The organism is Collinsella sp. Sow4_E3, assembly GCF_052116285.1.
Classification (GTDB): domain Bacteria; phylum Actinomycetota; class Coriobacteriia; order Coriobacteriales; family Coriobacteriaceae; genus Collinsella.
Map to the genome: position 1 here is coordinate 103,115 of NZ_JBQKLJ010000006.1, position 14,024 is coordinate 117,138.

Sequence of the window (14,024 nt, forward strand, 5' to 3'; positions counted from 1 at the left end):
TCGTGGAAATTTTTGAAAAGCTGCCTGATGAGATTAATCATCTGGTCAGCGAGTTCAGCTCCACCCCTGTCGTGGGCGATCTGAGCTGCGGCATCACGCAGTACTCGTTTTGGCTGATCGTCTCCACGATCGTGCTCCTGATCGTCCTGGCCGTGTTCAAGAAGAAGCAGACCCTGGTTCCCAAGGGCTTCTTCGTCAACGGTTTCGAGTACATCATCGAGTACGTCGAGAACGATATCGGCAAGGGCGTCGTGGGTGAGAACTGGAAGAAGCACTTCCCGTTCCTGTGTTCGCTTTTCCTGTTCATCCTGATCAACAACATGATCGGCCTGATCCCGGGAATGAAGCCCGGCACCGGCGCAATCGGCTCCACCGCCGCGCTCGCCATCTTCGCCTTCGTGTACTTCATCTACTACGGATGCAAGGCTCACGGCGTGATCGGCTACATCAAGAGCCTCGCCCCGCAGGGCGTGAGCTTCCCGATGAACGTGCTTGTGTGGGTCGTCGAGCTTTTCTCGACCTTCCTGCGCCTCATCACGCTTGCCGTCCGTCTGTTCTGCAACATGTTCGCAGGACACGTGGTCATGGGCTCGTTCGCCATCATGGCGAGCATGTTCATGCAGCCGCTGCTTCAGCAGGTTTCCGCGGCCCACGCCGTCGGCGCCCTGCCTTCGCTGGCCTGGCTTGCCATCCTCATCCTGATCTATGCGATCGAGCTCGTGGTCGGCGCCATCCAGGCTTACGTCTTCACGGTCCTTACCGCCGTGTATGTCTCCGAGGCAGAGGAGGTCGCGGAGGAGGAGTAGTCTTCCGTTCGCGCCTTAAAGGTAAGGCAATTCGTTAAACCGCCGGTGCCCGTACCCATGGAGCCCGGCAGTTATAAAAAGGTTATCCTGCGTGAAAAAAGACACGCACGACAAAGGAGGAATCGTGGGAGTTATCGGTTACGGTCTCGGTGTTATCGGCGCTGGTCTTGCTATCGGCCTGTCTGCTCTGGGTGCTACGGGTGCTATGGCCCGTCAGCCTGAGGTCCAGGGCCGCGTGTTCACCGTCTTCATCATGGGCTCCGCCTTCGGCGAGGCTCTGGCTCTGATCGGCTTCGTTGTCGCGCTGATCGTTAAATAGCACGGAGCGTCAAGTATGAATCTTTCATCCCAGAAGAGCGCGATCGCACTCTCCGCGTCCGCGGCCGCGCTGCTCATGCCGGTTTCCGCGTTCGCCGAGGACGGCGCTGCCGGTGCGGACATCCTCATCCCTAAGATGGCGGAGTTCATCCCGGCGCTTATCGCCTTCCTGATCATCTGGATCGTGCTGGCCAAGGTCGCCCTGCCGGGCATCATGAAGACCATGGAGGAGCGCGGCAAGAAGATCGAGGAGAGTCTCGACGAGGCCGAGAAGACCAAGCAGGAGGCTATCGCCAAGCGCGCTGAGTCCGACTCGATCGTCACCGACGCCCGTCGTCAGGCTGCCGACATTGTTCTCGAGGCCCGTAAGGACGCCGAGTCCGAGCGCGCCCGTATCATCGAGGCTGCTCACAAGGAGGCCGAGGAGATCATCGCCAAGGCCCATACGACCGTCGAGGACGAGCGCAAGTCCATCTACGCCGGTGCCGCGAGCTCCATCGCCGACCTGTCCGTTGCCGTCGCCACCAAGATCGTGGGCGAGGCGCTCGAGGACGAGACCGAGCAGAAGAAGCTCATCGAGCGCTACATCCAGGAAGCAGGTAGCCTGAATGCCGACTAGCCGCTATCAGGACAAGGTGCTCGAGACCTACGCGCGCTCCCTCATGGAAGCCGCCAAGGCCGAGAACCATGTGTTCGAGGACCTCGAGATGATCGAGCGCCTGGCTTCCGCCAGCCCCGAGATCATCGCCGTGCTCGACACCATGTCCAAGCGCGACCAGCTCGACCTTCTTCCCAAGGTGGCAGCTGCCTTTAAGCATGTTGCCGAGGAAGACGAGGATGTAGTGGGCGTGACCGTCACCACGGCGATCCCGCTCGACGACGAGCTGCGTCAAACCATCACTAAGAAATGCGAGCAGGACTTCGGCCGCAAGGTATTCCTTATCGAGCAGGTCGATCCGTCTATCGTGGGCGGCCTGGTGCTCGAGGCCCGCGGCGAGCGTCGTGACATTTCCGTCAAGACGCAGCTGCGCATCGCACAGGAGACCCTCGCAAACTCTGCTAATTCGTACGGAGGTGAAGCCTAATGTCCGAAACCCTCAATGCCCAGGATATCGCCAAGAAACTGCAGGAGCAGCTCACGAACCTCTCCGCGACGGTCGATACGCATGAGGTTTCAACGGTCGACGAGGTAGGCGACGGCATTGCGCGCGTCTCCGGCCTCAAGAGCGCCATGGCAGGCGAGCTTCTGGAGTTCAAGAGCTCCGATACCGGTGAGACCGTCTTCGGCCTCGCCCAGAACCTTGACCGTGACGAGGTCGGCGCCGTTCTGTTCGGTGCCGTCGATTCCATCAAGGAAGGCGACGAGTGCCGCACCACTGGCCGCATTATGGATATCCCCGTGAGCCGTGCCATGCTCGGCCGCGTCGTCAATCCGCTTGGCCAGCCCATCGACGGTTTGGGCGACATTGTCGCCACGCACCGTCGTCCCATCGAGTTCAAGGCCCCCGGCGTCATTGACCGTACCCCGGTGTGCGAGCCGGTTCAGACCGGCCTGTTGGCTATCGACTCCATGGTGCCTATCGGCCGCGGCCAGCGCGAGCTTATCATCGGCGACCGTAAGACCGGTAAGACCGCCATTGCCATCGACGCTATCCTCAACCAGCGTGGCAAGGGCATGGTCTGCATCTACGTCGCTATCGGCCAGAAGGCTTCCACGGTTGCCAACATCCGCGAGACCCTCGCTCAGCACGGTGCACTCGACTACACCATCATCGTTTCGGCCACCGCTGCCGATTCCGCCCCTATGCAGTACATCGCGCCTATGGCCGGTGCCGCTATCGGCGAGTTCTTCATGTACAACGGCGAGGACGGCAAGCCCGCCAGCGAGACTAACCCCGGCGGCCACGTGCTCGTCATCTACGACGACCTGTCCAAGCAGGCTGTGGCCTACCGTCAGATGTCGCTGACGCTGCATCGTCCGCCCGGACGCGAGGCCTATCCTGGCGACATCTTCTACCTGCACTCTCGTCTGCTCGAGCGTGCCGTCAAGATGTCCAAGAAGAACGGTTACGGCTCCATGACGGCTCTGCCGATCATCGAGACCCAGGACGGCGACGTCTCGGCCTACATTCCGACCAACGTCATTTCCATTACCGATGGTCAGATCTACCTGCAGTCCGAGCTCTTCTTCCAGGGCCAGCGCCCGGCAGTCGATGTGGGCATCTCCGTGTCCCGCGTCGGTGGCGACGCACAGACCAAGGCTATGAAGCAGGTCGCCGGCAACCTCCGTCTGGACCTCGCTTCGTACCAGGAGCTCGCCGGCTTTACGCAGTTCGGCTCCGACCTCGACGAGGCCACGCAAAAGCAGCTTACCCACGGCGCTCGCATGACTGAGCTCCTTAAGCAGTCGCGCTACAAGCCGTTCGAGGTTTCCGAGCAGATCGTTGCGTTGTTCGCTGGCAACGAGGGTTTCCTGGATGACCTGGAGATCGCCGACGTGCTGCCTTTCCGCGCCGAGCTCATTGAGTACCTGGACAACGGCTTTGGCTCGCTGCTCGACAAGGTTCGCGCCAAGAAGATCGACGATGACACCAAGGCTGAGCTCCTGCGCGTCATCGGCGACTTTAAGCAGCAGTTCATGGCCAAGCACCATGCCGATACGACTGGATCAGAGGAGAACTAAGCCCTATGGCCAACCTTCGCGACATTAAGAAGCGAATCTCCTCGGTTACCACGACCAAGCAGATCACGCGCACGATGGAGATGGTCTCTACGGCCAAGATCCGTCGTGCCCTCGATCGCTCCAAGCAGGCCGAACCCTATAAGGAGGCGCTGACCGACGTCATGTTGACGGTCGCCGGCGACGCCTCCTGTTCGGGCACCGATCCCATGCTGCAGAAGCATGAGAGCGTCAAGCATGGCCTGATTGTCGTTATTGCCTCAGACCGCGGCCTTGCCGGCGGTTTCAATACGACGGTGGAGCGCACGGCCGAAAAGCTCGCCGCTTCTTGGGCGAACGACGGCATCGAGTGCGAGATCATCGCGTGTGGGCGCAAACCGGCCACGTATTTCCGTGACCGCGCAAACGTCATCATGCACTTTGAGGGCAACTCCTCTGAGCCCGATTTCAATCAGGCCCGCATGATCTCCTCTCATATCTGCGATGCGTATCGTGCCGGTGAGCTTGACCGTGTCGAGCTTGTCTACCACCACGCCAAGAACCGCGTGGATCAGGAGCTTCGCGTCGAGCACTTGCTGCCGCTCGATCCCGAGATGATCGCTATGGCCCACGGTCCGCGTAAGAACGAGGCCGACGCCCCTAAGCGTATCTCGTCCACGTTCGAGTTCGTGCCCTCTCCCGAGCATGTTCTCGGCAAGCTTGTACCGTCGTATATCCTGACGGTCATCTATCAGGCTCTAATCGATTCGGCGGCCGCCGAGCAGGGTGCACGCCGCAAGGCGATGCACTCCGCGACGGAAAACGCCACCGCGATCATCTCGACCCTTACCCGCACGTATAGTCGCGTGCGTCAGGCTTCGATCACGACCGAGATTAACGAGATCGTCGGCGGAGCCTCAGCATTGGAGGAACAGTAATGGCTAATAACACCGTAAAGCTTGCGGTCGAGGAAGCCACCAAGAAGACGACTGCCGGTGATGGTCGCATCGTGCGTATTATCGGTCCTGTCGTCGACGTCAAGTTTGACGGCGCGGTGCCCCCGATCTACAACGCGCTCACGGTCGAGGCCGAGACCCCGATCGGTCACCTGAGCACGATCCTCGAGGTCGAGAGCCAGCTTCCGGGCGGCGTCGTCCGCACGGTCGCCATGTCCTCGACCGACGGCCTGCAGCGCGGCCTCATCGCCACCGATACCGGTGAGCCCATGAAGATGCCCGTTGGCCCCAAGACACTCGGTCGCATCTGGAACGTCATGGGCAAGCCCGTCGACGGCAAGCCCATGCCCGAGGTGGAGGAGTTCTATCCCATCCACCATGCAGCGCCCCGCTTTGACGAGCTCACTACCAAGACCGAGATTTTCGAGACCGGCATTAAGGCCGTCGACCTGCTCGAGCCCTACATCCGTGGCGGCAAAACTGGTCTGTTCGGTGGCGCCGGCGTCGGCAAGACCGTTCTGATTCAGGAGCTCATCAACAACCTCGCTCAGGAGCACGGTGGCACCTCGGTGTTTACCGGCGTCGGCGAGCGTACCCGTGAGGGTACCGACCTTTATCTCGAGATGAGCGAGTCGGGCGTTATCGACAAGACCTGCTTGGTCTATGGTCAGATGAACGAGCCGCCTGGAGCGCGTCTGCGCATCGGTCTGGCCGGCCTTACCACCGCCGAGTACTTCCGCGATCGTGGTCAGGACGTTCTGCTGTTCATCGATAACATCTTCCGCTTCTCCCAAGCCGGTTCCGAGGTTTCCGCTCTTCTGGGTCGTATGCCGTCCGCCGTTGGCTACCAGCCCACGCTGGCTACCGAGATGGGCGACCTTCAGGAGCGCATCACCTCGACCAAGACGGGCTCCATCACCTCCGTTCAGGCTGTCTACGTCCCCGCAGACGACCTGACCGACCCGGCTCCCGCCACGACGTTTACGCACCTCGATGCCACTACGGTTCTTTCGCGTAGCATTTCGTCGCTCGGCCTGTTCCCGGCCATCGACCCGCTCGCGTCTTCCTCCGACGCCCTCGATCCCTCGATCGTCGGCGAGGAGCACTACCGTGTCGCCGTTAAGGTCCAGGAGCTCCTGCAGGAGTACTCCGACCTTCAGGACATCATCGCCATTCTGGGTATGGACGAGCTGTCCGAAGAGCAGCGCCTTACGGTCAACCGCGCTCGTAAGATTCAGCAGTTCCTCTCGCAGTCCTTCCACGTCGCCGAGAAGTTCACCGGCAACCCCGGTGTCTACGTTCGCGTCGAGGATACCGTCCGCTCCTTCGCCGAGATTGTCGACGGCAAGGCCGATGACCTGCCCGAGCAGGCTTTCCGCTATGCTTCCACGATTGAGGACGTGCGCGAGCGTGCCCGCAAGATGGGGGAGAAGTAGGTTATGCGTATCCGCATCGTGTGCCCCGTGAGCTGCGCCTATGAGGGCGACGCTGCGTTTGTGTCGATTCCGTCCACGGATGGCGAGTTTGGCGTTCTGCCTGCTCACTCCAGCGAGATCTGCACGATCGACCGCGGTTACGTTCGCGTCTCCGATAAGGCCATGGGCACCGTCGACCACACGTTTGCCGTGGCCGGCGGCTATGCCCAGGTTGCGGACGATGTCGTGACCGTTCTCGCCGAGCGCGCTTGCGATTTGGCGACCGTTGATGCCGACAAGCTTAAAGCTGATATTCAAGGTTTTGAAGAGAAGCTGGGTAATTTGTCGGAGGATGATGCACGCCGCGCCTACCTCTATAATGAAATCGCATGGTGTAAGCTCATGCTTGCCCAATAGTCAAACGATTTGGCGTTCGACCATTTGCGAACACATCATGCCCGGGATGGCCCAGCCATCCCGGGCATGCTTTTTGAAAGGGTAGACCTTGGATATTATCCGTGTTGAAGGTGGCCACACCATCGGAGGCTCCGTGCCCGTTTCGGGTGCAAAGAACTCTGCACTCAAACTCATGGCGGCAACGCTTCTGGCACCGGGGAAGACGACGCTGCAGAACGTGCCCGATATCTCGGATGTCCATGTTATGGGCAAGGTGCTCAAGGGTATGGGCGCCAAGATTGACGTTCTCGATGAGCATACGCTCGAGATCGACACTTCTCAGGTTGATTCCTGGGAGGCTCCCTACGAGCTTGTCGCCAAGATGCGCGCCTCCACGGCCGTGATGGGTCCCCTGCTGGGCCGTTTCCATCGTGCCAAGATTGCCATGCCGGGTGGCTGCAATCTGGGTGCCCGTAAGATCGACATGCACATCTTGGGTCTTGAGGCGCTGGGCGTAGAATTCGACACTGCACACGGTTACATCAATGCCAACGCTCCTCAGGGGTTGCGCGGTACCACGGTTACGCTTGAGTTTGCCAGCGTCGGCGCTACCGAGAACCTCATCATGGCGGCCGTGCGCGCACAAGGCACTACGGTTATCGATAATGCGGCTCGCGAGCCCGAGATCGTCGACCTTGCCAACATGCTCAACGAGATGGGCGCCAAGATTGTTGGCGCCGGCACGCCCGTCGTGACCATCGAAGGTGTGGACGAGCTGCATCCCGTTACCCATCGCGTGGTGGGCGACCGCATCGAGGCCGGCACCTTTATCGTTGCCGGTGCTCTGATGGCCGATGACCGCGGTGTCGACGTTACGGGCTTTTGCCCCATTCACTTGGGCATGGTGCTCAAGAAGATGGAGCTCATGGGCATCGAGTGTGAGCGAATCGAGAATGGCGTTCACGTGAGTCGTGTCGAGCACATCAGGCCGGTCGATATTCAGACACTCCCGTTCCCGGGCTTCCCGACGGACATGCAGGCGCAGATCATGGTGCTTTCCGCTCTTGCTGATGGCAGCTCTGTGATTACCGAGAATATCTTCGAGAACCGCTTCATGTTCGCGTCGGAGCTGGTCCGTATGGGCGCGGATATCCGCATCGAAAGCCATCACGCCATGATTCATGGCGTCAAGGGGTTCTCGGGTGCACAGGTTACCTCGCCTGATCTGCGCGGCGGCGCCGCGCTCGTCGTTGCTGGCCTTATCGCCGACGGCGTTACCGAGGTCTCGGCCATCCATCACATCAAACGTGGCTATGAGCAGTTTGTCGAAAAACTGCAGGCACTTGGTGCAAACGTCGAGCACGCCACTGTTCCCGATCCCGTCATCTACTAATGCAGGTTGCCTATGTTTAATAATAAGAAGCCCTTAGCGGATACTCGAAGACCTTCAACCGGCGCACAGGCCAAGATCTACAGTCGCGATAATGTTGCACGCTACTCCGAGCGCGCTCGTCAGCGCCGCCGCGGCCAGACAATCCGTCGCGTTGCGCTTATCGCCGTGCTTGGCGTGCTGTTGAGCGCTACGACTGCCGCCGGGCTGTGGTTCGCCAACATTATGGGCAAGCTTGGCGATTCCAATGTCATTACCGACAATCTGCGCCATATCTTGGTGGATACCAATGAGGCCAAGGATCCGTTCTACGTGCTTCTTTTGGGTACCGATGGTCGTCCGGGCGAGGACACGTATCGCTCCGATTCAATTATCTTGGCGCGCATCGACCCTACGCAAAAGCAGGCTACGCTTATATCCATTCCACGTGATACCAAGGTTGTCTATAACGGCGAAACCATGAAGGTCAACGCCTGCCATACCTATGGCGGTGCCGAGGCCATGGTTCAAGCGGTCAATGAGCTGTGCGGCGTGCAGATTTCCCACTATGCCGAGGTTAGCTTTGACGGTATGCAATCATTGATTGACTCTGTGGGCGGTATCGACATCAACGCCACCGACGATGTCGATGACCCCGAGCATCTGGACATTAAGATTACGGCAGGCCAGCAGCACATGGACGGTGCTACCGCGCTCACCTATGCCCGTTGCCGCTATACCTATGCCGACGGCGACTATACGCGCATGCGTCACCAACGCCAGGTGCTTGGTGCCCTTGCCAACCAGATTCTCAACAACTTTGATGCTACGAAGGTCTTCGACCTGGTTAATTCGCTGTCCGATATGCTTGTGACCGATATGAGCGTTCAGGACATCGTGTCTACGGTCAATGCTATGCGCGGCATGGATGTCGATGGCATCTATTCGGCGAATCTGCCCTCCTACGCAGATGAAACCACCATGATCGACGGCCAGAGCTATGTCTTTGTCTACGAGGACGAGCTTAAGGAGATGATGGCGCGCGTCGATGCCGGCAAGGATCCTAAGGGACCAAACACCATGGGCCTATCCGACGGAACCAGCTCTACAATCGGTGATTTGAGCAACCATACTTCTGACGATTACGCCTACGGTACGGCCGGTTCGTTGGAAAGCTCGGACGATTCTAGTTATTCGGACGATTCGAGCTATTCGGACGATTCGGATTACAGCTCATATTATTACGAGGAGCCCACTGGCGACGGCAACGGTTACGAAGCCAACTACTAGGGTTGCGGGGGCTTGCTAGCCCGCGCAACGGCTTGACGCTGCGCGCCGCCCAGAGCGACTATTTGTCATTCAAAAGGCAGGGCATGACCAGAATCAATGTCCTGCCTTTTTCATGCCAACTTGTTCGTTCTGGACGTCGCTCGCTGACGTTGATTCAACCAGCGATGCCGACTACTCCCCTTGCACCAAAAAATCGCCCCGTTCTCGGTTTTGAGGACGGGGCGATTTTGCTTACCTAGATTATTCGAGTTCCTTATGCGAAGCGGGCGACGAGTTCCTGCAAGACGTCGGTCATCTTAACGAGCGAGCTGACCGGGACAAACTCGTTGACGCCGTGGTAGCAGTAGCCGCCCGTCGAAAGGTTGGGACAGGGCAGGCCGCGGAACGACAGCTGTGCGCCGTCGGTGCCGCCGCGAATCGGCAGCACCTGGGGCTCAACATCGCAGGCAAGGAAGGATTCCTTGGCGACTTCGATCAGCTCTGGGTAGTCGCGGACAATCTCGGCCATGTTACGGTACTGGTGCTTGATCTCGACCGTTACGCGCTCCTCGCCCAGACGCTGGTTGAGCAGCGCGGCGGCAGCATCCATCAGATCGAGCTTCTGCTGGAACTTGGCGGCATCGTGATCACGGACGATATAGCGCGCCGTGGCATGGTCGACTGTGGCAGAAACGCCCTCGAGGTGATAGAAGCCCTCGTAGCCCTCGGTGTATTCCGGACGCTGCACGTAGGGGAGCAGGGCATTGAAGTCGCAGAACAGATTGCCCGCGTTAACCATGCGGCCCTTGGCGTCGCCGGGGTGAATGGACTGGCCCTCAAAGCTAACGGTAGCCTCGGCGGCGTTGAAGCACTCCCACTCAAGCTCGCCAACCGGACCGCCGTCGACTGTGTAGGCATACTTACAGCCAAAGTCCTCGATATCCAACAGCTCGGCACCGTGGCCGATTTCCTCGTCCGGGCAGAAACAAATACCAAGCGTGGGGTGGGGCAGGCTGGGGTCCTGTGCAATGCGTGCGACGAGCGCCATAATCTCGGCGACACCGGCCTTATCGTCGGCGCCCAGCAGCGTGGTGCCGTCGGTGCAAACCAGGTCCTCGCCCAAAAGGTTGTTGAGGGCGGGGAGCTTGGCGGTGCTCATGGATACGGGCTTGCCGTCGACGATGCCGCAAACCAGGTCGCCGCCCTCGTAGTGCACAATGTGCGGCGCTACGCCGGCGCCCGGTGCGACCTCGGTGGTGTCGAGGTGCGCGATCAGGCCCAGGGCGGGCTTATTCTCGGAGCCGGCGCTCGCGGGAATGTGAGCGCAGACATAGGCGTTTTCGGTTACATGGGCATCGGTTGCACCAAGCTCGCGCAATTCCTCGGCAAGCACATTGGCAAGATCAAACTGGACGGTGCTCGACGGAACCTGGTCACAGTTGGCGTCCTCGGACTGTGTGTTGATCTGGACGTAGCGCAAAAAACGCTCGAGTACATCGGGGTTCGTGGTGGTGTTTTCCATAGAGACCGCTCCAATCTTGGTTGTCGTGTGCAACAAGAACTCTAGCACGGTATGCCGCGGCATACCGCGACGCTTGGATGGGGTAGAATCAGCCATTGAATGCAGAAGGGACGGATGTTCATGGATACGACAAATAGCTCGCGCGAGCTACATCTAACGGTGGCGAACGAAGACTACTTGGAGTGCATGGTTCGCATCGAAAGCGAGGATGGGGAGACTAATGGCGTGCGGTCGGTCGATATCGCACAGCGCCTTGGCGTTTCGAAGGCATCGGTCAACAAGGCGGTTTCGGCTCTCAAGGCATCCGAACTTGTCGAGCAGTCTCACTACGGCAAGGTTATCCTGACCAACCGTGGGCGCGAGGTCGGTTTGGCTATCTGGTATCGCCATCGCCTGATTCGCACATTTTTGGTCCAGGAGCTCGGCGTCGACTTTGAGCGCGCCGATGCCGAGGCCTGCATGATGGAGCACGCGCTTTCCGAGGACACAATGGTCCGTTGGCTCGCCTATCTCGAAAAGCAGGGAATCAGCATCGAGGAATAGCGAAACATATATATGGATACGAGTTATTACAATCGCTTCGGCGGCGAGGAGCTTATGCGCCGACTTGCCAGCGAGACGCTGCTGGCACAGGGTCCGATGGGCAGCGTGCTGCTGAGTGAATACGGTGCTACCGATATTCCGCCGGCATTTTGGAACCTCGCCGAACCACAGACGGTTTCTCGCATCCACCGACTGTATGCCGCCGCTGGTGCACAGGTGCTTATTACCAATACGTTCCAGGCATCGGGTTTTGCGCTCGATCGCGATGAAATCGCTCCATCTATGGCAGAGGTCAATCGCGGGGCGGTCGACGATGCCCGCCAGGCAAATCCCCAGCTATTGCTGGGGTCCATGGGGCCTATTGCGATTGAGTGGTTTGTCGAGGATTCTTCCGAGTATCGAGAGATTCGCGCAAATGCTCGCGAGCAGGCGTCCGCTCTGCTCAACGCCGGCGTCGACGGGATTCTGGTCGAGACGGTCACGTCTATCCGCAATCTGCAGCCCGTGTTCGCCGGTGTCCATGATGCCGCTGATGGCATGCCCGTTCTGGTGAGCTTTGCTATTGATGACAAGGGCGACCTGCTGGGTGATGGCCTAAACATCGAAGGTGCCATCTTGTATGCCGAGAAGCACGGTGCGAGCTCGGTTGGGATCAATTGCTGCACCCTGACAGCGGCTACCGCTGCGGTACCAAGAATGGTCAAGATAGCCACGACGCCCGTTACTGTACGTCCCAATGCGGGAAATCCGGTCCAAACGCAAGATGGGCCCGTGTGGCACGAGGACCCCGAAGCTTTCGCGCGTGCATGCGTCGAGTGGAAGCGGGCTGGCGCCGCAATGGTTGGTGGCTGTTGCGGAACCACGGCGATCACGACGGCTGCTATGGCAGACGCGCTCGATATATAGAGTCCTAAGAAAAGCACATTCGAATTACCGCCCCGACCGGGGCGGTTTTTTGTCTATATGCGCCCTCGATGGCTTTTGCCTAAACGGTGAATGCGTGCGCCGGCGGCTTGCCGGGCGCTCGTTGCGGGTATACCACCTGCGTACCATGATCCAAACACTGCGAGGTGTCTGCGTGTGTGCGCGATAATTCATTTTGGAACTGATGGCTGGCGCGCTCGCGTCGGCGAGGATTTTAACGCTGACAATGTTGCCCGTATCGCTGATGCCGCCGGCGAGCTCTGGCAAAAGACATATCCCGGCAAGACGGTATATATCGGGTATGACACCCGTCCCCGGGCGCGCGAGTTTGCAGAACTTGCAGCTGGCGTGCTTGCGGCCCATGGCCTTGATGCCGTGCTCGCGGCCCGTTTTGTACCCACGCCTGCCATCACGTGGGCTGCCGCATACGATGGCGAGGCGTGCGGGGCGCTCATGGTGACCGGTTCACATCATCCGCAGGGCTATCTCTGTCTCAAACTGCGCATGGGCGATGGTTCCACGGCAAACCAGGACGTCATCGAAGAACTCGAGGCAACGATGGCCGCCGAACCTCTGGGGCTCGAGGAGCAGTATCGCACGGCGGATATCATTCCCGACTATATGCGAGCGGTAGCATCGTTTGTCGATGCCGATGCCATTCGTGCCGCTCGTCTGCGCGTGGTGGTCGACCCCATGGGGGGAGCGGCTCAAGGTTATCTTGCCGATTTGCTGCGCGAGCTGGGTGTTGAGGTCCATGAGATTCATGCGGGGCAAGCATCGGATTGGGGGGATATCTGTCCCGATCCCGTAGAGCCGTGGGTGGATGCCTGCGAGCGTGCAGTTATCGAAGACGGCGCGTGTGCCGGCCTGGTGACCGATGGCGATGCTGACCGTATTGGCGCGGTCGACGAGCGCGGTAGATATATACATCCGCATCAGATCATGGCGCTCGTAATGGGCGAATTGGTTCAGTTTCGCAATTTGAAGGGGCGAGTCGTCGTCAATCTATCGTGCTCGACGCTTGTACGTCGTGTTGCCGAGGCACTCGGTTGCCGCGTGACCGTAAAACCGGTTGGCTTCAAATATATAGCCGCCGAGATGAAAAAAGACGGGGTGCTTATGGGCGGTGAGGAGGCCGGTGGCATCGGCATTGCCGCGCATATGCCCGAGCGTGACGGCATTCTCGCTTGCCTACTCCTGTGTGAGCTCATGGCAAAGACGGGGGCTTCGCTGGGCGTGCTGGTCGATCAGCTCGAGGCGAGTTTTGGAAAAACAAGTTATGGCCGTCGAGATTTACGACTTGAGGCAGAAGATGCCGAGTCGCTGCGCACGCTGCTTCCCGGTGTGAATCCCAAGTCGATTTGCGGCAAGGCGCCGCAGAGCGTAAGTCACATGGACGGCTTGCGTTTGGCATTTGAGGATGATACCTGGCTGTTGGTTCGCCCGAGTGGCACTGAGCCGGTGGTGCGAGTGTACGCCGAGGGCTTTTCGGTGGAGGAGCGCGACGAGTTGCTTGATGCCGGCTGCGCTTTGGCTCGGGGCGCATATCAGCTCTAGCCATGGGGCTGATCAATATAAAGATATGCTCGGCGAGTGGTAGGTAACGACTGGCAAGTGTCAGCTGCGGGTATAAATATGTAGGAGCTGTGTGCAACCAGATTCCCGCCCCGCGGGCCCCTCCGGTCTGGCAATATATCTCCTTGCCGCGCGGCCCGGTCGGACCGGGAACCGGCGCAGGCGTGCACCTTGAGAACCGGATACTGCGAGGATGGACACACCAGATGTGTCGCATCCGGGCAGACATCGAACCATTTGAAATGGTCTGACTTGGATTCGTTTTTCGCAAG

The 14,024-nt window shown here is 59.4% G+C and carries 14 protein-coding genes; 13 read left to right on the top strand and 1 reads right to left on the bottom strand.

The annotated features are described in order from the left end of the window. Positions 1 to 2: 2 nt before the first annotated feature. From atpB to ACTQ48_RS05660, 10 genes are all read left to right on the top strand, one after another. The gene (atpB, locus tag ACTQ48_RS05615; RefSeq protein ID WP_022094263.1) at positions 3 to 806 is read left to right on the top strand and encodes a F0F1 ATP synthase subunit A; all 804 of its coding nucleotides are present in this window, start codon (positions 3 to 5) and stop codon (positions 804 to 806) included. 124 nt (positions 807 to 930) lie between these two features. Then, the gene (locus ACTQ48_RS05620) at positions 931 to 1,125 is read left to right on the top strand and encodes an ATP synthase subunit C (RefSeq protein WP_022094262.1); all 195 of its coding nucleotides are present in this window, start codon (positions 931 to 933) and stop codon (positions 1,123 to 1,125) included. Positions 1,126 to 1,140: 15 nt separating this feature from the next. Further along, a complete protein-coding gene (gene atpF / locus ACTQ48_RS05625; protein WP_117716380.1) occupies positions 1,141 to 1,743 on the top strand; it encodes a F0F1 ATP synthase subunit B in 603 nt (200 codons plus the stop codon). Further along, positions 1,733 to 2,209, top strand: a complete 477-nt coding sequence (locus tag ACTQ48_RS05630) for a F0F1 ATP synthase subunit delta (RefSeq protein WP_154518375.1) — start codon at positions 1,733 to 1,735, stop codon at positions 2,207 to 2,209. The genes atpF and ACTQ48_RS05630 overlap by 11 nt, the downstream gene beginning before the upstream one ends. Further along, on the top strand, positions 2,209 to 3,807 hold the full coding sequence (atpA, locus tag ACTQ48_RS05635; protein WP_427796113.1) for a F0F1 ATP synthase subunit alpha: 1,599 nt from the start codon (positions 2,209 to 2,211) through the stop codon (positions 3,805 to 3,807). The genes ACTQ48_RS05630 and atpA overlap by 1 nt, the downstream gene beginning before the upstream one ends. Before the next feature lie 5 nt (positions 3,808 to 3,812). Then, positions 3,813 to 4,721: an ATP synthase F1 subunit gamma gene (atpG, locus tag ACTQ48_RS05640; RefSeq protein ID WP_427747818.1), complete on the top strand. Its 909-nt coding sequence runs from the start codon at positions 3,813 to 3,815 to the stop codon at positions 4,719 to 4,721. Continuing rightward, the gene (gene atpD / locus ACTQ48_RS05645; RefSeq protein ID WP_055286334.1) at positions 4,721 to 6,175 is read left to right on the top strand and encodes a F0F1 ATP synthase subunit beta; all 1,455 of its coding nucleotides are present in this window, start codon (positions 4,721 to 4,723) and stop codon (positions 6,173 to 6,175) included. Before atpG ends, atpD begins: the two co-directional genes overlap by 1 nt. A 3-nt stretch (positions 6,176 to 6,178) precedes the next feature. After that, a complete protein-coding gene (atpC, locus tag ACTQ48_RS05650; protein WP_154518384.1) occupies positions 6,179 to 6,571 on the top strand; it encodes an ATP synthase F1 subunit epsilon in 393 nt (130 codons plus the stop codon). Between the two features lie 88 nt (positions 6,572 to 6,659). Beyond that, entirely contained in the window at positions 6,660 to 7,943 is a 1,284-nt protein-coding gene (gene murA / locus ACTQ48_RS05655) for a UDP-N-acetylglucosamine 1-carboxyvinyltransferase (protein ID WP_154518387.1), read from the top strand. 12 nt (positions 7,944 to 7,955) lie between these two features. Beyond that, complete coding sequence (locus ACTQ48_RS05660; protein WP_441570342.1) at positions 7,956 to 9,209, top strand: LCP family protein; 1,254 nt, start codon at positions 7,956 to 7,958, stop codon at positions 9,207 to 9,209. Positions 9,210 to 9,462: 253 nt separating this feature from the next. Here the strand turns inward: ACTQ48_RS05660 and pepT are convergent, their stop codons facing one another. Then, positions 9,463 to 10,710: a peptidase T gene (pepT, locus tag ACTQ48_RS05665; protein ID WP_154518393.1), complete on the bottom strand. Its 1,248-nt coding sequence runs from the start codon at positions 10,708 to 10,710 to the stop codon at positions 9,463 to 9,465. A 120-nt stretch (positions 10,711 to 10,830) separates the two neighbouring features. Between pepT and ACTQ48_RS05670 the strand changes: the two genes are divergently transcribed. The 3 genes from ACTQ48_RS05670 (at position 10,831) to ACTQ48_RS05680 (ending at position 13,734) form a co-directional block, all read left to right on the top strand. After that, positions 10,831 to 11,253 carry a metal-dependent transcriptional regulator gene (locus ACTQ48_RS05670; RefSeq protein WP_154518396.1) on the top strand — a complete coding sequence of 141 codons (423 nt, stop codon included), beginning with the start codon at positions 10,831 to 10,833 and terminating at the stop codon, positions 11,251 to 11,253. A gap of 12 nt (positions 11,254 to 11,265) precedes the next feature. Beyond that, positions 11,266 to 12,159, top strand: a complete 894-nt coding sequence (locus ACTQ48_RS05675) for a homocysteine S-methyltransferase family protein (protein WP_441570343.1) — start codon at positions 11,266 to 11,268, stop codon at positions 12,157 to 12,159. 174 nt (positions 12,160 to 12,333) lie between these two features. Then, positions 12,334 to 13,734 (top strand): phosphoglucomutase/phosphomannomutase family protein, encoded by a 1,401-nt coding sequence (locus ACTQ48_RS05680; protein ID WP_441570344.1) that lies wholly within the window; start codon positions 12,334 to 12,336, stop codon positions 13,732 to 13,734. Positions 13,735 to 14,024 lie beyond the last annotated feature (290 nt).